The following is a 19,237-nucleotide window of genomic DNA, read 5'->3' as shown; positions in this document are numbered from 1 at the left end:
GCGTGGCAGAGTGGCGGCTTATGGCACGCTGCGGTCTTTTTTCAGATTAAAGCTCTCCCCGCAACCGCACTCACTCGCGGCGTTCGGGTTATTGAATTTAAAAGTTTCATTGAATCCGTCCTTGACGAAATCCAGCTGTGCGCCATCCAAAAATGGCAAGCTGGCCGTATCGACCACCAGCCTCGCATTATGCGAATCGAACACCTGATCATCAGCCCCCACGGCTTCGGCGTAAGCGAAGGTGTAGGCAAAACCGGAACAGCCTACTTTTTTAACTCCTACGCGCAAACCTATGCCCTTACCGTTCTTGATCAACTGCGCCAAAATCTTTTTTGCTGCATTTTCCGTCAGTGTCATTACCATCAGAAATCACCTTTTCATGTCGGTCATAATTGTTGACTAATTTAGTCAACAATTCACCTTACAATACCCGACTAAATTAGTCAACCATGTTGCCGAAGCGGTTATTCCCTCAAAAATACTGTTTCTGCAAAGAATAGGTTCCAGCCCTTCCTTTCAATCAGGACATATTGTCTCAATCTGTGGAAATTGCTTTGAAGTACAGATCCTCAGGCTAAAATGGTGACAATTACTTGCTTAAAAATAGGAAAAATGATGGATTGGGTCCCGATAGTCTTAGTGTTGTTCAAGCTTATCGTGCTCGGCACGGGCATGTTCTTCGCCATCAAGTGGCATTACGATCAACAGGAAAAGACGACGGACAAGCACGCCGTGCTGCGTGCGAGCGGCAAGGTAGCCGCAGTCTTCGTACTCACGCTGCTGGGCTTGGGGCTATTTACCTACTTCCTTGCCAACAAGCTCGGTTTAGACCTGAGCTTGCCGTGATGGAAAATTAAGGAAGCGCTTCCCTGGCTTTCCACTCAGATCTGATAAATAAATGCTCTGGAAAAACTCACCACAAGCTAATACGGTCCTTATCCGCCCGTACCATCGGGTCACCTGCTGTACAGCCATAATTGGCAGCAAATGCTTGCGAGTTGGACAATACACCATTTATCCGGTATCTATTTACCGCATGAGCGGGCACGTAGGATGCGTAATCTCGTAGCTCATCGAAGGTAGCGGCATCTCTATGAGAAGCGGCATATCCCTTGAAGAATTGGTCCGCCGCCGCCGCACCTGGCCACTTTTTCTGAACCAACTGTGTTGCGACTTCCAAGCCAATCAGATCAGCCATATCTTCATTCGTCACACGTAAAATCGGGATCTGTACGCCGAGTACATTCTGCGCATACGCGCTATAGTGGTGGTATTGGCGATCTTCCATGGACTTGAAATAGCTGATATCGCTGTTTGCCAACCCCATCGCCATTGGAAGCGGAAAATACGATGGTGCTGCCTGCGTACCGCTGGCATCAAAACCATGTGCCATCTCATGGGCGAGGATGGAGGCACCAAGAAAACCGTAGGTAAATGCGATGTTGTTTTCAAAATCTACCATAGGCGATGTCAGTATCATACTGACGTCGCCCACCATCGCATTGCGGCCGGGTACATATCTGGGATTTGGTTCACTCCAACCATATCCTCCCTTTGCACCGAGTCTTGGCAGTGCCCCAGCACTCTGAACCTGTTCGGCAAAGTTCAACTGATTCACACGCTTGATATTAGCCAAGGCGTCGTTCGCGTCGACAGTGAGCTTGCTGTAATCGATCCACCTCGTGGGTTGAACTACCACCATTGCCATGGTAACGAGCCGGTGAAGTGCCGCATCCCTGCCAACCTGGCTCAACCAGGCACGTGTCTCGATTCGTGCACGCATCTCGTGCTTCAACTCCTGCATCATGGTGTTGACAGCAGCCAGTTTATTTGGACCTATCAGCTTTTCCACAAAGAAGCGGTTCAAGGTATCCGGCATCAGCGCTGCTAAAAAACGGACCCGATTGTCGATTGGCGTCTTGATACTCGAGCCGTTTTGCTCAGCTAAAAACTGTGGCTGCCACCCAGTTTTCCAGCGTTTTTCCTCAGCTGAAAACTGCCCTGGAAGATAGGCACTGAAACTTTTCAAGAGCCGCCACTTAAAGAAACTCTTCCACTGCGGCAGGGTGAACTCAGCCATCATTTGCGACAAGGTAGCTGCCGTAGCCGCATCCACTTCCACCTTAGCTGCCACGCCAAGCTGCTGCTTGAAAGCCAAAATATCGAACATCATCGAAGTCGGCGTTGAGTTTTCCGGTCGGTTGATCCGCTGCTCCATACGCTCGACCGCTGCCGCATCGATAGCAGCTTGATCGGCAGAAACACCAGCCGCGCCCAGCATACGTGCAATATGCTCACGCCGCGCTTCCACTGTATTGCCTTGGAAACCCAAATAATTTGGCGCTAACTTCAGCTCCACTGGCTCAACATCTTCCTCTTGATTAGTTTGAGTACTTAACTTCAGGGGCAATACAGTGCCGAGCAGCAGTAGCTTCGCCATTACAACCGGTACTTCCTGGACTTGTGCCATGCTATCCACCAGTTGCCACTCTTCATTTAAGGCCACCATCGTAGCGGGTGCAGGCTGTGACTGACTGACAAACAGGCGTACAAGTTTACCTAAATCGCTATTCTCGTCAGCGAGCGGCGAGCTTGCCGCCGCCTCTAAGGCCGTCAGTAAAGATTGATAATTCTGTTCCGGTAAATCCGAAAATGCATCGGGTATATCGTCGCCACTCGTGCGCTGCACAGACCGGTACCAATCGCCATTGACCAATTGCTCGAAATCTGTACACGCCTGCTCATTGCGCTGCACGACGGCCGGTTTATCCAGTCCACCGCATCCAGACAATAAAAAAGCGCTTGCCATCGCCATGATGGCAGCGCCACTCAGTAGGTTCGGGTTTCTGATGAAAGTCCTGAGCACCAATTTCTCTGTCGACATGTCACACTCCAAAACATCGACTGACCCATCAGATCACAAGAAGTTCGAAATTGACATTCATCAAAAATCTGACTAGGGTTTGAAACCCCGGCCTTCAGAGGCTGTCGCAAAAGCCTGATGGACGTTTTTTAAACCTGAAACACCGCATACCTCGTCATTCCCGCATGCCACAGCCTCGTCATTCCCGCATGCTTTTGGCGGGAACCCAGCGTCGTTTTTTACACTGAAAATGCCACAATTTCTGGCATTTTCAGTTAACCACGAACGCCGCTGGGTTCCTGCCAAAAGCGCGCAGGAATGACATGGCCACCAGTTAGGGTAATGATACCGACTCAATACCCTTTTGCGACAGCCTCTTTTGGCCGGTGAGCGACGAAGGAGCGACGCGATGGGAGGGGATGCAAACCCCTTCCAGAGTCTTTTCCATCGTCGCTTGCGACGATCCATTAAGTTGTTTGGCGGCGCTGTTGTCAGCCTTAGTCGCGATGCTGATAGTGTTTACACCCTTGACATAATCACTGATATTATATTGACATCATAAGCTTACTCAAGGGGATAAGATGCCAAGCCAAGTTAACCACGAAAAAGAACCAGCACACGCCAGCAAGAGCGAGGTGCATGGTGGCCATCCGGGAAGCGGCACCTCGGTGCTCGCGGAAGTGGCAGCGCCGCCTGTGATTCAGGCAAACGGGGTGACGCGCAAGCTGGCCAAAACCGCGCAACGGCCCAAGCCGCTCGCCCGCCCCGAGCTGAAGATTGCCGCAGCGGGAAAAGCCCTTCCGGTACCCCCACCAGCGGTGAGCTTACGCGCAAAATGTCCCCCGGTGCTGGACCAAGATCCGATCGAATCGTGCGCGGCCTTTGCCTTTACCAGCGCGCTACGATTTCTTCACCTGCGTGATGGCTTAGACGAGCCTTTGTCGCCACTGTTCTGCTATTACACCACGCGCGTTCTCACCGAGGGCGAACAAACCAACGACGATTCAGGATGCAAGGCCGATGCGGTTGTCGAAACACTTGAACAATATGGCACCTGCGTCGAGAGCGCTTGGCCTTACGATACCAGCAAGTTCGCCATCACCCCACCCACAACGGCCTTTGATGACGCCGCAACACGCAAGCTGACCAAGGCATACCGGGTGACGACGCTGCGGGCAATGAAGGTATCGATTGCCGATGGCTATCCGGTACCCGTCGCTTTCCCCGTAGCGCAATCGGTTGGCTGCGGTGACGACGCCGTTCTTTCCCACACATGGCGCACCGGCATTTTTCCAATCCCAAGCTGCGCCCCTGATGACGCGACTGCGGGTGCCTCTGGCACATCGGCAGGTTCCAGTGGTGCCTCCGCGGGTTCTGCCGGAACGGTGGCGGGTTCCGCTGGAGGCGCGGCCGGTGCATCAGGTACTTCAGCAGGCTCCAGTGGTGCCTCTGCCAGTTCCGCAGGCGGTTCGGCGAGTTCAGCAGGCGTGCGAGGCGGTTATGCCGGCGGCCCCGTAAACGATAGCTTTCGCTACGCTCCGCAGACGCCTATCCCCGATCCTGCAGTCGGTTACCACTTCGTGCTGGCGATTGGCTACGACGACACGACCGGTTTAGTAGAAATCGAAAACTCTTGGGGCGACACCTTTGGCGACCAAGGCTACGGCTACCTGCCCTACGCCCTCTTCGGACCAACACAAGATACGCTGATTGCTGACAAAAGCGTGCTTGCCGAAGACCCGTGGACGCTACGTCACCAAGCTGATGAAATGCATCACGCTGCGGCTGCGAAATAAGGATTTCGAGCAGCCCTCTGCGTCAGGATAGTTGGTAAGTTGCCGATTTCGGAATTTTCCAACTGTCCTGAGAAAGAGGGAAAACGTCTTTTTCTGCGATAACGAATACGGGCTCCATAAGGGGTGCCTCCAATTAAAATCAATCAATTGATCTTATTTTTATGTGGCGTCATATATTTTATGATTGCGCTACACTCGCATCAACATGGAGTTGCACTTCGTAGTTGAATCCAACTATCTTGACAGATACCGGACCGTCAATAATCGTTGACGGTCATTTTCTTTAAAAAATAGACGATGCTAGTCAGCATCATCGGGAATATTTTTGAATGGGATCAAAAGTATCAGTGGATTCGAAGGTAACGGAGTAAAACCGTAATTTTTATAAAATTCGGCAACACCGTCTTTAGCGTCAACGAATAGTGCAAATCCACCTATTTCGTGTGACACTTTTTTTGCCCGCGACATGGCGCTCAGCAAAAGATCCTCACCTACACCTCGCCTCTGATAATTTTTATCGACAGCGAGTCTAGCCAGCGTAATTCCGGGCAAACTTGCAGGAAGGCGCTTCGCTATCTCTGGTGGCAATTGTTCCTTTGGTGTCAGCTTACGCATTGCAAGCGTATAAAATCCTGCCACTCTAGCTCGATCTTCATCGTCAGCTATTACAAACGTTTTGGAAACACTTTTACTATCATGTTGTCCGGCGACATTTTTAAAAAAACTATTTAACGCCTCATTTCCACAGTCAAAAGTTTCACGATCATGAACTGTGCTCAAGCGTATTGGTTCGCTTCGCATTTTTCACCTTAGAGTTTCTTCCCTCAAACGCTTTGACCAGTGTTGGATTTGGTTCACCAGGAGCGTCCAGCATGGTTAAAAATAAGGCAACGTCTTCCAGCGAATAACGTATTGTTTGTTCATGTTCAATAACACTATTAGCTTTTTCGAGTGCAGCTTGAACCAGGAATTGGTTCAAAGTTGCACCCATCAAATCGGCTGCCACTTGTAATCGTGTTGCTATGGGTTGAGAAACACGGGCTGTAATCCGGTCTCTGTTTTCCGTAGGGTTCATCATTTCCACCTTTTGGGGTGCTAAAAGCACCGATGCTTCAAATATGTATAGGTATGTATAAGTTTTAATCTCAATTTTCAAATTAGTAGTTGTTTTTGTATATGGAATTTTTCATATTAATTTCCTTTATTTGTATTTAATTTTCATTTACATAATAAGTAACTCAAATTTGTTTGAGCAAATGAATTATAGCGCACGGAGACAAAATGTCACCACCAGTGTGCCAATTTGCCACCACAATCAAAAATAACTGCACAAATTCCCATTTCGAATGTTCAAACTGTTGTCCGAATATGTGGATCCACTATAATGTATCCAATTAAATCGGTAGTTTTGACATCCAATTAATTTATCATTTTGCCAACACGGGTCTCTATTAACTGAAGTCCATTTTCGACTTTTTGTTGTTTACGTACTCTAAAGATTTGTCCTATTAAAGTACTAATAAAGAAAAAAGTAGGAACAAATATGTTTATAAATCTCCGAAATGTCCAGTCTGCCTTTGGTTCAGAGCTGATGTTGTAGGTAGCCCAACACAGTGCAACAACAAATGGTATCCATAATTCTTTAATTAGCCGCAATAGCGTTGGATTTATTCGTATCTTTTGGGAGGCCAATTTCATTGGTATTTTACAAATTTTTTTTACTCATATTAATTCCGCGAATATTTCGTCTATTGCCGTAAGCTCAGCTATATCCATTTTCTTCAATCTCCTAACCGTTTCTCCAAAGCTTTAATTACCTTAAACTGTGCGTGCCGATCGTTTCCCAAAAACATGCCGAAGATTTCGGTAGAACAGGAAATTTTTTCCCAACGTATACGTGTATAAGCTGCAAGGTACAAATTCAAACCTAATGTTTTTATATTCTATGAAATCAGAAATGGTGTGCGATGTAACTCTGAAACCTTCTTTAAGCGCCGTATTTTTTTCAGCTAGCTCGACGCAGTTGTCTAGTTCATCTGTGTGGGTATATGGGCGGTCTGACCATTTCACTTCTACCGCCCATCGTGGCGATTGGGTTGTTTCATCTAAATAGACGATGTCGACTTCGCCGTTTTTCCACTGTGCATAATATAAAGTAGTTCTATCGCTATGTTGCCATTGGCTAAAGATGGCGGTTTCTGCAAGTGGCCCCATATCTGGACTATCTGCATCGATAGGACCAAACAGAGCGGCGCGCATGGAGGGGTTGGTTAGGTAGACTTTAAAACTCATGGCGCGTTTAAAACGTTTGGCATTTTGATCGATGCGTTCAATTCTTTTGATCAAAAATGCGGCTTCCAGATATTCCAGATAGCGGCCTATTGTATTTTTTGCGACGTTAGAATTCTTAGATAAAGTATCTAAAGAAATCTCGCGGCCGGTGTTGTAGGCCAGCGTAGTAAATAGGCGGTTAAGTTCCTGGATATCACTGATGCCGTACAAGCTAGGCAGGTCACGCAATAGTACTTTGTCGATGATGTCTATAGTGGATCCACATATCCGGACAACAGTTTAAACTAGTGTCTGTCGAAAAGAGACGAGGCAGACCATGAGTGAAAATAAGAGAAAAATATTTAGCGGCGCACAAAAAGCCAAGGTGGCAGTTGAGGCGATCAAAGGCGAAAAGACGATCAATCAGATCGCCCAAGAGTTCGGGGTGCATCCGACGCAGGTCAGCCAGTGGAAGAAAGAATTACTGGAAAATGCAGGCAGTCTGTTTGAAGGTAAACGCGGTCCGAAACCGGCCAGCACACAGAACGACCCAGACCGTCTCTATGCCAAAATTGGGCAACTGAATATGGAACTCGATTGGCTTAAAAAAAAGTCAGGGATCAGCCTGTAACGGTACGATTGCAGTGGGTAGAGCCGCTCTCTGCCCTTTCAATCGCCACACAATGCCGTCTCGTTTCAGTCACGCGCTCGGTCGTGTACGACAAGAAAAAGCGCTTGCAGGAAGAGATCAATCCGTTTGATAGTTTGCTGTTGCAATTGCTTGACGAGGAATACACCAGACATCCATTTTACGGCACGCGACGCATGACGCATTACTTGCGAGACTGTGGCCATACAGTGAACCGAAAGCGCGTACAGAGGCTGATGCAGCAACTGGGATTGGCAGGTATGGCCCCAGGCCCCAACACCAGTAAAGCGCATCCGCAGAACAAGATTTACCCGTACTTACTGAGAGGTATCGACGTCACTCGACCAAATATGGTCTGGAGTACAGACATCACATTCATCAGGCTGCCGCGGGGTTTTGTGTATCTGGTGGCGATCGTTGACTGGTACAGCCGGAAGCTGCTGTCCTGGCGGTTGTCGAACACGATGGATGCGGGGTTTTGCGTGGACTGCTTGGAAGAAGCCATAAAATGGTATGGAACGCCGGAGATTTTTAATACCGATCAGGGTGCGCAGTTTACCAGCCAGGCCTTTACTGGGCTGCTGCTTAGAAACGGCATCAAAATCAGTATGGACGGTCGCGGTCGGGCGCTGGATAATATTTTTGTTGAGCGCTTATGGCGCAGTGTGAAATATGAAGAAGTGTATTTGAAAAAGCATGAAAGTATGCCGGAATTGGTGATCGGCTTGGCGAACTATTTTATGTTCTACAACGCTGAGCGTAAACATCAATCATTGGGTTATCAAACGCCGGAAACCGTGTATGGCTCAGGCGTGGGCGGCGGTGCCAAGATCGTAAACAAATTTGGTACTGAACTGCCTGATTCAAAAAAGCTAGAAAAGAAAAGCACGGTAGTGATGTAGTGCGAATAACGGGGCAGCGCCGCGCAGCTGTGGCAGAAACAGGCACTATCTTAAACTCTTTGAATAATTGTCTGGACTTAGGGGGCCACTTTAGTCACCACGAATAAATTGCTGTGGATTTTCTCGGATCGTATCGCTGAAAACTGCTTCAGGGTAGCCACCAAAGTTGAGGTAATTTAAAAATTCCTCATTCAATGCATCAATATTATTAGCGGTATAGCCTACGCCAGGTGGCACGACAGTATTTATAAGCTCAGTGTCTCTTTGTATAAAGCGCAGGTATTCAGCAAAAGTGAGTGGTGGCAACACAAAGTTACTGAAGCGGCCAGCACCGGACTCATTGCTCTTTAGTTTTAAGGCAGCTGCTGCTGAGCCTGTAACGACAAATTTATAGTCAGAATATGAGTCGACTAGGGACTTTAAATGGATCTCCCACTCTTTGAGGTACTGTACTTCATCAAAAAAGATGTAGAGTTTGGCTTCCTTTTGATGGTTAAATTCTGCGCTAAACACGTTGAGCAGGCGTTCTAAGGCCATGCCGGTATCCCCCGGTGTTAGGCTACCTGTCACATGTCTTTTGTAAAACAAAAATATACAGATTTATTTTTCAATTTGTGTGAATGTCAGTGTTTTTGCTTCTTACTCAATGGCTTTGATCGGCGTTACAGATCGGGGTTAAGGGTGGAGCGAAGCGGAACCCTTTCCCTCAAGACTTTGATTTTTTTGGCTTACATCAGAACCTGGTAAGACTGGCAGTGTCGCCAGAAATCCAAACGGGGACGGAGAACAGAATCACTATGCGCATGTACTCACCAGAACGAAAAGAAGCCGCTCAGCGGCGTATGATGCCCCCAGAAAATATGCCGATATCGGCACTCGCACGCGAAACAGGGATCACCGAACAAACGCTTTATACTTGGCGTCGTCAGCTTAAAAATCAGGGAATAGTCGTGCCAGGTAATGGAAAAAATAGTGCGCAATGGAGCTCAGAAGATAAATTCGCGGTCGTACTGGAAACAGCAACGATGAGCATGGCGGAACAGGCTGAGTATTGCCGCCGTAAAGGCCTGTTCCTTGAACAAATCAAAGAGTGGCGTCAAGCATGCATAGGCGCGAATGCGAACGCTGCAGAAGCCGCTAAAAGCCAGCGCGAGCAAAGCAAAGGCGATCAAAAACGTATCCGGGCCTTAGAGAAAGAATTGAATCGCAAGGAGAAAGCCTTAGCTGAAGTAGCCGCTTTGCTGGTCTTAAGAAAAAAAGCCCAGGCGATCTGGGGGGCAAATCGGAAGACTGATTAGTATCCCAGATCGCCTGTTATGTGTGGAATTGATTCGCGAAGCGGTCGCCTCCGGTTCTCGCCTCAATTGCGCTTGTAGGGAACTCGATATCTGCGTCCGTACCTTCCAACGATGGGTGTGTGATGGCGATGCCGCCGTCGTAGCCGACAGGCGTACTACCAACGTTCGAGCGGCACCGGCGAACAAGATAAAAGCCGACGAAATTGTCCATATTCTGAAGGTGTTGAATACGGCTGAGTTTGCTAGCCTTCCGCCAAGCCAGATCGTTCCTACCTTGGCAGATCGAGGCGACTATTTGGCCTCTGAATCGACGATTTACCGGATATTGAAAGCGAATAAAATGCAGCACCACCGTGGACGTGCGAAGCAACCATCAACTAGAGTCGTGACTAGTCATTGTGCGACAGGCCCCAACCAGGTTTGGTCTTGGGATATCACGTGGTTGCCTGCACAAATTCAGGGTAAATATTATTACTGGTACATGATCTTAGATGTGTTTAGCAGGAAGATCGTTGGGCATGAAGTGCATGAAGCTGAATCTGCTGAATTGGCATCGATGTTAATCCGTCGGACCAGTTTGGCAGAGGGATTGGCGGGGCGTCCATTGGTACTACACTCGGATAACGGCAGCTCGATGAAGGGAGCCACGATGCTTGCTACGTTGGAGAATTTAGGTATCGCCGCGTCCTTTAGTCGTCCGCGTGTTTCGAATGATAAGCCATTCGCAGAATCGCTCTTCCATACTTGCAAATATCGGCCCGATTATCCGACAAAGCCGTTCGACAATGTCGAGGCCGCGCAGACTTGGATGCTCCAGTTTGTTAGATGGTACAACCAAGTGCATAAGCACAGTGGATTGAAGTTTGTAACGCCGGAACAGCGGCATAACGGAACGGCTGTGAAAATATTGCAGCATCGGGATAGCGTCTATGTTGAGGCGAAACGTCGACGTCCCGAACGCTGGGCTCAACATACGAGAAACTGGACTTTACATGATCACGTTTGGCTCAACCCAGAACGGGCTCAAACGGAAGAAATGAAGCAGGCGGCTTGACGGGTTGTGCGACAGGTTGTTTGACAAACACCGGTCAGGATAGTTGGTAAGTTGCCGATTTCGGCATTTTCCAACTATTACGGCGGCAGGATTGATACATGTCTCGCATACCAAACGAACGCAAGCAGGCTATTTTGATTAAAATGTTGGCCCCGGATGCCCCTTCCATTGTCAGCATGTCGAAGCAGGAAGGCATTTCTGAAGCCACACTTTATAACTGGCGTACAAAACTACGTCAGCAAGGACGCCCTGTGCCAACAACTGACCGCAACAATGAGCAATGGACTGCCCAAGCCAAGTTCGCCATCATTGTAGAAACCGCCGCACTCAATGAAGCCGATCTGGCACTATATTGTCGTGGCAAAGGACTTTACCCAGCACAAGTCAAGACCTGGCGAGAACTGGCCGTGGCAGCGCAAAATGGACAGCCAGTAGCCCAAGCTGAACAACAAAAAACGACGCACTCCTATCAGAAAAAAATCAAAGAATTACAACGCGAAGTAGACCGTAAAAATAAGGCGCTGGCAGAAGCAGCAGCGTTATTGGTGCTGCAAAAAAAGCTGCGCGCCCTGTGGGACGAGGGCGAGGACGAATGACTGCATTGAGCGACCGGCAGGAATTGATCGTGCCGATTCGGGTCGCGTGCGACCAAGGGGCGCGCTTGTTTAAAGCTTGCGAGGTCGCAGAAATTTCGCGCAATGACTGGTATCGCTGGCAGAAGAATGGGGCTGTGGTTGATGATGCGCGCCCTTTGGCGGAGCGTCCTGTACCGGCCAACAAGCTTAGCCAAGATGAGCAGGAGGAAATTCTGAGTGTCTGTAACAGCGCGCGTTTCGGCAGCTTGCCGCCGACGCAAATCGTCCCTATCCTCGCAGACGAGCGACGTTACCTGGCCTCCGAATCGACCATGTATCGGATTCTGAAAGCGCACTCGCTGCTGTATCGGCGAGGCCGTGCAGCGGCACCACGTAAGGTGAATAAACCAACGACGCATCATGCTACCGCACCAAATCAGGTATGGTCATGGAACATTACTTTTTTACCGACAAAAACAAAAGGCCTGTTTTACAAACTGTATTTAATCGAGGATATATTCAGTCGTTACCCGGTCGGATGGGAAGTTCACGGCGAAGAAAGCGGTGAACTGGCGGCAGAATTATTGCAAAAAACGGTGATGGGACAAGGCTGTATGACTACGCCATTGGTGCTGCATTCGGATAATGGCGCACCGATGAAAAGCTATACATTGAAAGCCAAAATGGAAGAACTGAAGGTGAGTCCATCGCATAGCCGACCACGAGTCAGTAACGACAACCCGTTCTCAGAATCCTTATTCCGCACGATGAAATACTGGCCGCAATGGCCGCAGGCCGGATTTGCCAGTATTGAAGAAGCACGGCGTTGGGTGCAGCGTTTTATTCAGTGGTACAGCCACGAGCATCGGCATAGTGGCATTCAGTTCGTGACGCCAGCAGAACGCCATCAGGGACGTGATCAAGTGATTCTGGCACAGCGCAAAGCAGTCTATGAAATCGCCCGTGCAAAGCGACCGGAACGCTGGCGAGGTGATACGCGAAACTGGACTTGGGTTGATCAGGTCAGTCTCAATCCTGATCGTGAGGAAGTCCAAAAAAAATGAATAAGGACATGGCAGCGGCTTAACCTCAAATCTTACCAACTATCTTGACAGATACCGAATGCGTAACACTATTATTGGGCAGTACAACGCCATTCCGGCATCGTGACCGTTGATTCCGGTATCGTGACCGCTGATTCCGCAAAAGGCATGAATAAAGTGGCCCCCTAAGTCCAGACAATTATTCAAAGAGTTTAAGATAGTGCCTGTTTCTGCCACAGCTGCGCGGCGCTGCCCCGTTATTCGCACTACATCACTACCGTGCTTTTCTTTTCTATCATTTTTGAATCAGGCAGTTCAGTACCAAATTTGTTTACGATCTTGGCACCGCCGCCCACGCCTGATCGATACACGGTTTCCGGCGTTTGATAACCCAATGATTGATGTTTACGTTCAGCGTTGTAGAACATAAAATAGTTCGCCAAGCCGATCACCAACTCCGGCATACTTTCATGCTTTTTCAAATACACTTCTTCATATTTCACACTGCGCCATAGACGCTCAACAAAAATATTATCCAACGCCCGACCGCGACCGTCCATACTGATTTTGATGCCGTTTCTAAGCAGCAGCCCAGTAAAGGCCTGGCTGGTAAACTGCGCACCCTGATCGGTATTAAAAATCTCCGGCGTTCCATACCATTTTATGGCTTCTTCCAAGCAGTCCACGCAAAACCCCGCATCCATCGTGTTCGACAACCGCCAAGACAGCACCTTCCGGCTATACCAGTCAACGATCGCCACCAGATACACAAAACCCCGCGGCAGCCTGATGAATGTGATGTCTGTACTCCAGACCATATTTGGTCGAGTGACATCGATACCTCTCAGTAAGTACGGGTAAATCTTGTTCTGCGGATGCGCTTTACTGGTGTTGGGGCCTGGGGCCATACCTGCCAATCCCAGTTGCTGCATCAGCCTCTGTACGCGCTTGCGGTTCACTGCATGGCCACAGTCTCGCAAGTAATGCGTCATGCGTCGCGTGCCGTAAAATGGATGTCTGGTGTATTCCTCGTCAAGCAATTGCAACAGCAAACTATCAAACGGATTGATCTCTTCTTGCAAGCGCTTTTTCTTGTCGTACACGACCGAGCGCGTGACTGAAACGAGACGGCATTGTGTGGCGATTGAAAGGGCAGAGAGCGGCTCTACCCACTGCAATCGTTCCGTTACAGGCTGATCCCTGACTTTTTTTTAAGCCAATCGAGTTCCATATTCAGTTGCCCAATTTTGGCATAGAGACGGTCTGGGTCGTTCTGTGTGCTGGCCGGTTTCGGACCGCGCTTACCTTCAAACAGACTGCCTGCATTTTCCAGTAATTCTTTCTTCCACTGGCTAACCTGCGTCGGATGCACCCCGAACTCTTGGGCGATCTGATTGATCGTCTTTTCGCCTTTGATTGCCTCAACTGCTACCTTGGCTTTTTGTGCGCCGCTAAATATTTTTCTCTTATTTTCACTCATGGTCTGCCTCGTCTCTTTTCGACAGACACTAGTTTAAACTGTTGTCCGGATATGTGGATCCACTATACTTAACGTCTTGAGGGAATGGGTTCCGCTGCGCTCCACCCATAAAACCCCGACTGCCTACGCCGGAAAAAGCTGGATAGATAATGCGAAAAACACAAACAAACAGACTTCAATGAGATCGGTTCAATTTAAAAAGTTACACGACAAGTAGTCTGACAGATGGGGATATGGTCTGGAGTACAGACATCACATTCATCAGGCTGCCGCGGGGTTTTGTCTATCTGGTGGCGATCGTTGACTGGTACAGCCGGAAGGTGCTGTCCTGGCGGTTGTCGAACACGATGGATGCGGGGTTTTGCGTGGACTGCTTGGAAGAAGCCATAAAATGGTATGGAACGCCGGAGATTTTTAATACCGATCAGGGTGCGCAGTTTACCAGCCAGGCCTTTACTGGGCTGCTGCTTAGAAACGGCATCAAAATCAGTATGGACGGTCGCGGTCGGGCGCTGGATAATATTTTTGTTGAGCGCTTATGGCGCAGTGTGAAATATGAAGAAGTGTATTTGAAAAAGCATGAAAGTATGCCGGAATTGGTGATCGGCTTGGCGAACTATTTTATGTTCTACAACGCTGAGCGTAAACATCAATCATTGGGTTATCAAACGCCGGAAACCGTGTATGGCTCAGGCGTGGGCGGCGGTGCCAAGATCGTAAACAAATTTGGTACTGAACTGCCTGATTCAAAAAAGCTAGAAAAGAAAAGCACGGTAGTGATGTAGTGCGAATAACGGGGCAGCGCCGCGCAGCTGTGGCAGAAACAGGCACTATCTTAAACTCTTTGGATAATTGTCTGGACTTAGGGGGCCACTTTAGAAATCGGTCACGTTCGCCCGGAATGGGCGGTCACGTTAAAATGGAATGACTGGTCACGATGCCGGAATCACTGGTCACGTTCCTCCGGAATACCCAAAATTGCATGGACTCGAAAATCTCTTCAAAATCATCCGCATTTTCAGATACGTTAGGCAGCGATAAATTGGTTTCATGAAAAAAATAAGGTCTATTAATTTCAGAACTCCATGCTAATTGCCACCAATAGGGTCCTCAAGCCCGCCCGGCGCACACAAAAGCCTACAAATTAACTACGTCGAGCCTCAACCTCCTCAATCAGACAACAATCGAGGACGCTTGTACGTTTATAGCGGTCAACCATACCTTGTTTCATCGTGGAGTCTTGTGAATCAAATACATTCCAAATAGCATCCACTTCCTCATTAGGAATACGGAAACGCAGTTCCATTTGATAACGATGCATGCGTTCAAGTGTCGTCAACGCATACTTCCAATTGGGCAAAGGTTTTATTAATAATATTTCTTTCCGTAAAACCGATATCTTAGCCATTGGATGAATCAACACACGATACTCTCGCCCAAATTCGAACTCAACACCGATTGCTGATAGCCCGATGTCAAAACCATCGAGAAGACTACTTAAGGTTCTAGATTCAGTATGAAATGGAATCTCCAATATTCGATTGCCGATTTGAAATCGTTCAGAAAAAGTAGTACTACTGAGTTGAATTGCACCACGTTGAACCAAAGTGGTTAGTAAAATATCTCGATCCTGATTTGAAGCCGCCCATACATCAAGATCTCGAGGAGGCATGCCCGTTAGAAGAGATTTAAAAGCACCCCCAGCAAGAAAAAAACGCGCTGCGCAATCACTCCCTAATGCCTGCGCAATTTCACGACGAGCAAACTCAATGACATCTACATCATCAAAATGACATAACGGAAATGTATGGTGTGACCTGCAGACGTCCCTATAAGCTGAAAAAACACTGTTTTCTTCTTGCCAAAAAAAAGCTGCTTCCAAGAACAGTGGCCAGTCTTCAATTCCATAAGGCACCCCAAGCATTCTTGCAGCAGTCGCAGTAACAAGAGAATCATGCGTAACAAAAACATGAAACCCGGGGCGATTCAATGACGACGCAAGCATATGCTGAACCAAAAATCTTGCTGCCGAATCAGCATTTGCTATTCCTGGTAAAGATGTGTCCCGCTTTACCAAGTGATCCATGACACCCTCATGGCCAAGCTCTTTCCAATTCGTAAACGCCAATTTTCCGTCAATAACAAATACACCTGGATCACCTAGTAACCGGTCAGAATTAATCGGTAAAGTACTGATAGCCCCAGTCTGAATTGACTCAGCAGTCTGGATGCAGCGGACAAGTGGACTAGTATGAAGTGATCGTAGTCGATTACCAAAAATAGCGCCTAACTCATGCGAAAGCTGTTTGCCGTTAGCGGTAATCGGCAATCCATATCCCACATCATTGGGTGGCAAGTCATCACGCACCGAATGTCGAAGAAGTACGACAATCGGAATGTTTTTCGGAGCTTCTGAGATCCAATGAATTGTCGAATGTGGAATCTGATATCGAATATCCTCACTCACTTTGCGACTCCGACAAGAACTGTTGGAAGTGAGTTAAGTTTTACTGACTCATGAAAATAAAAACCTGCCGACTCAAGTAAAAGTCTATAACCACTCAATGTACGTTCTCGCCCACCGGTCGCCATCAAGAGATGAAGATCACACAGCCCTCCCGACATTTCGTCTTCGAGCAACAACATCTCTACAATAAAAATACGCCCGCCTATTGGCAAAGTTGAGCGCGCCCGTTGAAGAATTGCCAAAGCAGCCTGATCATCCCAATCATGTAAAACTCGAGCCAATAAAACAGCATCTGCATGTAACCCCCATGGTTGAAATAAATCTCCGCCATGAAACTCTATTTGCTCATGAATTCCAATCAAATTTCGAGCATGATCAATCACTTCAGGTAAATCAAACAGAGATATTTTCAAGGACTCGTATCGTTGGGCCAAATATTTGGTCAGCGATCCGGTTCCGCCACCTGCATCAATCAAATGTGTAATGGAATCCAGATTCAAGACTTCAGGTAAAGGTGCATAATCATGAAGAGCATAACTCTGCAGCATTCGATGGTGTGGCAATGTACGTTCACCATCAAGGGCTACCTGATTAAATATATCTGGCGCATGCCATTTATCGTTGCCACGAATTGCATCCGACAATCCATTCCACATAGGTGAAAGATACTGTTCATACTCAATCGCTGCATCAGCCAAAGTCATTGGATGCGCTTGCTGTAAATAAGCTCCTTTAGCCGTTACACTCCAAACCCCACGTGAATATTCAAGAAGATTTAACTCCCCGAGAGCTCGCAGTAAGCGTTTTGTAAGATCAAGTTTTAATCCACAATTAAGCGCTATTTTTTCAACCGCTGCCGGAAGAGATTCAAATATTTTCAACTCAACAGCGGAAGAAATCGTTTTAGTTTTCCAAAAACCGACCAGGTCTGTAGACAGTCTGGAAAATTCAGTTTGAATCGCAGATCGGAGTTCAACTACACAAACGCCCTCCTCATTAATAACTTCCAATCCACCGTCAAATCTCTCAACGCGTGCCTGGCTGTTATAAAAAGGCTCAATTGCTGCAAATCGGAGTTTTTCAAGCTAGTTGTCGCCTAAAAGTAAATTTTTATGCCGCCAGTTTCAGTTCTTGATATACGTCCTCATGATTTAATGCTTCCTTGTTAGTTTTGTCTGGATTTAAGTCAACAACGTTGGCGCGGTCCCAGTTACGAGTAGCACCGCTCCAGCGATTCGAGTTCCTTGCTTTTGCCGCCGCATACAATTGCTCACGTCGAATCAATAATTCCACATCCAGACCGGCATGGCGTTCAGCTGGCGTTACAAACTGAATGGCACTGTGCCGGTGTTCTTCGTTATACCAATGCATGAATGTAGTAACCCAATTCCTGGCTGCCAGGAGATCCTTAAATGGGCGACGTGGATATACTGGGCAGTACTTCAATGTTTTAAAAAAGCTTTCGGCGAACGGGTTGTCATTACTCACGGCAGGACGACTGAATGACGGCATGACGCCCAGCACCTGCAGCATGGCCAGCATCGTGGAGCCCTTCATCGGACTGCCGTTATCCGAATGAAGAACGACCTGATTTTGTGCGATTTTTTCTCGCACACAAATGTCCTTCATCACCTCGCTGGCCAGCGCGCTGCTTTCGGTTTCAAATACCTGCCAGCCGACCACTTTGCGACTAAATACATCGATGAACATATAGAGATAAAAATAGATGCCTCTGATCTCTGTCGGCAAATAGGTGATGTCCCAACAGTACAATTGGTTGGGCCCGGTTGCCTTTAAAGCACGTGGTTTGTTGCGGGGTTGCCTTGGCTTTTCTTCGCCACGGTGCACAAGCATATTTTTAGCCTTGAGTAAGCGATAGAACGTTGACTCCGATGCGACATAAATTCCATCATCAGCCAATCGCGGAACGATCTGGCTTGGCGGCAGATGGCCGTATTCCGGCGAGTTGGCAATGGCCAGAACCTGTTGTCGTTCCTCTGAACTAAGCTGATTCTGAGGTACCTGCACACGCCCTGTTCGCCGGTCTGCTTGCTCAGTCACCTGATCAATTTTCCAGCGCTGCAGCGTACGCTCGCTTAAATCAATTACGTCGCAGGCACGTTCCTGACGTGCGCCTGAAACCACCGCTTCAGCTACCAGTGTCAATACGTTATTGCGCTCCGGGATTGGGGTCATTACTCCTCGTCCTCCCAAAGCGCACGGAACTTTTTTGCAGAACCAGCAGTGCTGCCGCCTCCGCCAGAGCTTTGTCTTTCCGGGCCAGCTCACGCTTGAGTTTGACGTTTTCATCTTTCAGCGATTTAACTTCACCAGCTTTGGGTGCGGCCTCTTTACCGCTGGCGCAAAAAGCAGATTTCCAACTGGTTAAATTATGCGGGAATAAACCACGTTCACGGCACCATGCCTGAAGCTGCTCTCCCGCTAACGCATGGCTCTCATGCAGTGCCTGCAGTTGTTCTTCTACCGTCCAGTCGCTCGGTCGTTTTTCTTTTTCTGACGCCGGACTGCCCGCCAGTGCTGACTTCTTTTTCATCCAATATCTCAACGTGTGGTGATTCAAATTTAAATCAGTGGCCACTGACATGATTGTTCGGTCGCCACGGGAATAGGCCTTCTGTAATGCCTGCTCAATAAATGCAGCGGAATAGGTTGCCATTGTTGCCTCGCTCAATAAGTTAAAAAGAGAGGTAACAACCAGATTGAAGATCGCCGGTCATTTTAGCCGTATAACTTCAAAATCAAAAAGCAAACCTTAACGTCTTGAGGGAATGGGTTCCGCTGCGCTCCACCCATAAAACCCGACTGCCTACGCCGGAAA

The 19,237-nt window shown here is 48.1% G+C and carries 14 protein-coding genes and 2 pseudogenes; 6 read left to right on the top strand and 10 right to left on the bottom strand.

The genetic code is table 11. From position 1 onward, the window contains the following. Positions 1-18: 18 nt before the first annotated feature. On the bottom strand, positions 19-363 hold the full coding sequence (locus tag RHM61_RS15285) for an iron-sulfur cluster assembly accessory protein (RefSeq protein ID WP_322248153.1): 345 nt from the start codon (positions 361-363) through the stop codon (positions 19-21). 249 nt (positions 364-612) lie between these two features. Here RHM61_RS15285 and RHM61_RS15280 point away from each other — a divergent pair, with 249 nt between their 5' ends. Then, entirely contained in the window at positions 613-846 is a 234-nt protein-coding gene (locus tag RHM61_RS15280; protein WP_322248152.1) for a hypothetical protein, read from the top strand. A 67-nt stretch (positions 847-913) separates the two neighbouring features. Here the strand turns inward: RHM61_RS15280 and RHM61_RS15275 are convergent, their stop codons facing one another. After that, complete coding sequence (locus RHM61_RS15275) at positions 914-2,884, bottom strand: M13-type metalloendopeptidase (protein ID WP_322248151.1); 1,971 nt, start codon at positions 2,882-2,884, stop codon at positions 914-916. Between the two features lie 560 nt (positions 2,885-3,444). On the opposite strand from RHM61_RS15275, the gene RHM61_RS15270 reads away from it, so the two are divergent. Next, positions 3,445-4,659 (top strand): C1 family peptidase, encoded by a 1,215-nt coding sequence (locus RHM61_RS15270; RefSeq protein ID WP_322248150.1) that lies wholly within the window; start codon positions 3,445-3,447, stop codon positions 4,657-4,659. A 300-nt stretch (positions 4,660-4,959) separates the two neighbouring features. On the opposite strand, the gene RHM61_RS15265 is transcribed toward RHM61_RS15270, so the two are convergent. The 3 genes from RHM61_RS15265 to RHM61_RS15255 all read right to left on the bottom strand — a co-directional run bounded on the left by RHM61_RS15265 (position 4,960) and on the right by RHM61_RS15255 (position 7,179). Beyond that, positions 4,960-5,439: a GNAT family N-acetyltransferase gene (locus RHM61_RS15265; RefSeq protein WP_322248149.1), complete on the bottom strand. Its 480-nt coding sequence runs from the start codon at positions 5,437-5,439 to the stop codon at positions 4,960-4,962. Further along, complete coding sequence (locus RHM61_RS15260; RefSeq protein WP_322248148.1) at positions 5,423-5,734, bottom strand: DUF1778 domain-containing protein; 312 nt, start codon at positions 5,732-5,734, stop codon at positions 5,423-5,425. Before RHM61_RS15260 ends, RHM61_RS15265 begins: the two co-directional genes overlap by 17 nt. A gap of 743 nt (positions 5,735-6,477) precedes the next feature. After that, the gene (locus tag RHM61_RS15255) at positions 6,478-7,179 is read right to left on the bottom strand and encodes a DUF4143 domain-containing protein (RefSeq protein WP_322248147.1); all 702 of its coding nucleotides are present in this window, start codon (positions 7,177-7,179) and stop codon (positions 6,478-6,480) included. A gap of 88 nt (positions 7,180-7,267) precedes the next feature. On the opposite strand from RHM61_RS15255, the gene RHM61_RS15250 reads away from it, so the two are divergent. Further along, positions 7,268-8,481 (top strand): IS3 family transposase gene (locus RHM61_RS15250; RefSeq protein ID WP_322248146.1). Its coding sequence is split into 2 segments (ribosomal slippage): positions 7,268-7,544 and positions 7,544-8,481, totalling 1,215 coding nucleotides; the frame shifts between segments, so codons are not numbered across the junction. Positions 8,482-8,571: 90 nt separating this feature from the next. Here RHM61_RS15250 and RHM61_RS15245 read toward each other — a convergent pair. Then, entirely contained in the window at positions 8,572-9,018 is a 447-nt protein-coding gene (locus RHM61_RS15245) for an AAA family ATPase (RefSeq protein WP_322248145.1), read from the bottom strand. 260 nt (positions 9,019-9,278) lie between these two features. On the opposite strand from RHM61_RS15245, the gene RHM61_RS15240 reads away from it, so the two are divergent. Together RHM61_RS15240 and RHM61_RS15235 are read left to right on the top strand one after the other, a co-directional pair. Further along, a protein-coding gene (locus RHM61_RS15240) for an IS3 family transposase (RefSeq protein ID WP_416200186.1) occupies positions 9,279-10,833 on the top strand; the annotation gives its coding sequence in 2 pieces (ribosomal slippage) (positions 9,279-9,742 and positions 9,741-10,833; 1,557 coding nt in all). A gap of 98 nt (positions 10,834-10,931) precedes the next feature. Further along, a protein-coding gene (locus RHM61_RS15235; RefSeq protein ID WP_416200185.1) for an IS3 family transposase occupies positions 10,932-12,472 on the top strand; the annotation gives its coding sequence in 2 pieces (ribosomal slippage) (positions 10,932-11,385 and positions 11,385-12,472; 1,542 coding nt in all). A gap of 245 nt (positions 12,473-12,717) precedes the next feature. Here the strand turns inward: RHM61_RS15235 and RHM61_RS15230 are convergent. Beyond that, positions 12,718-13,931 (bottom strand): IS3 family transposase gene (locus RHM61_RS15230; protein ID WP_322247645.1). Its coding sequence is split into 2 segments (ribosomal slippage): positions 12,718-13,655 and positions 13,655-13,931, totalling 1,215 coding nucleotides; the frame shifts between segments, so codons are not numbered across the junction. 230 nt (positions 13,932-14,161) lie between these two features. Between RHM61_RS15230 and RHM61_RS15225 the strand changes: the two are divergent. Continuing rightward, a pseudogene (locus tag RHM61_RS15225) lies at positions 14,162-14,716 on the top strand (IS3 family transposase); the annotation flags it as partial. 359 nt (positions 14,717-15,075) lie between these two features. On the opposite strand, the gene RHM61_RS15220 reads toward RHM61_RS15225, so the two are convergent. The 3 genes and pseudogenes from RHM61_RS15220 to RHM61_RS15210 form a co-directional block, all read right to left on the bottom strand. Continuing rightward, positions 15,076-16,398 (bottom strand): histidine phosphatase family protein, encoded by a 1,323-nt coding sequence (locus tag RHM61_RS15220; RefSeq protein WP_322248144.1) that lies wholly within the window; start codon positions 16,396-16,398, stop codon positions 15,076-15,078. Then, the gene (locus tag RHM61_RS15215) at positions 16,395-17,408 is read right to left on the bottom strand and encodes a methyltransferase (protein ID WP_322248143.1); all 1,014 of its coding nucleotides are present in this window, start codon (positions 17,406-17,408) and stop codon (positions 16,395-16,397) included. Before RHM61_RS15215 ends, RHM61_RS15220 begins: the two co-directional genes overlap by 4 nt. Before the next feature lie 100 nt (positions 17,409-17,508). Beyond that, a pseudogene (locus RHM61_RS15210) lies at positions 17,509-19,075 on the bottom strand (IS3 family transposase). Positions 19,076-19,237 lie beyond the last annotated feature (162 nt).

It is taken from the genome of Undibacterium sp. CCC3.4 (assembly GCF_034347425.1).
Taxonomy (GTDB): Bacteria; Pseudomonadota; Gammaproteobacteria; order Burkholderiales; family Burkholderiaceae_D; genus Undibacterium.
Note: the sequence above shows the minus strand (reverse complement) of the source record. Positions and strands in the feature narration are given on the sequence as shown.

Bases quoted from the DNA above. Each gene is read 5' to 3' on its own strand.
- RHM61_RS15260 (WP_322248148.1), bottom strand. From the start codon at position 5,734: ATGAACCCTACGGAAAACAGAGACCGGATTACAGCCCGTGTTTCTCAA.
- RHM61_RS15245 (WP_322248145.1), bottom strand. From the start codon at position 9,018: ATGGCCTTAGAACGCCTGCTCAACGTGTTTAGCGCAGAATTTAACCAT.
- RHM61_RS15280 (WP_322248152.1), top strand. From the start codon at position 613: ATGATGGATTGGGTCCCGATAGTCTTAGTGTTGTTCAAGCTTATCGTG.
- RHM61_RS15285 (WP_322248153.1), bottom strand. From the start codon at position 363: ATGGTAATGACACTGACGGAAAATGCAGCAAAAAAGATTTTGGCGCAG.
- RHM61_RS15275 (WP_322248151.1), bottom strand. From the start codon at position 2,884: ATGTCGACAGAGAAATTGGTGCTCAGGACTTTCATCAGAAACCCGAAC.
- RHM61_RS15270 (WP_322248150.1), top strand. From the start codon at position 3,445: ATGCCAAGCCAAGTTAACCACGAAAAAGAACCAGCACACGCCAGCAAG.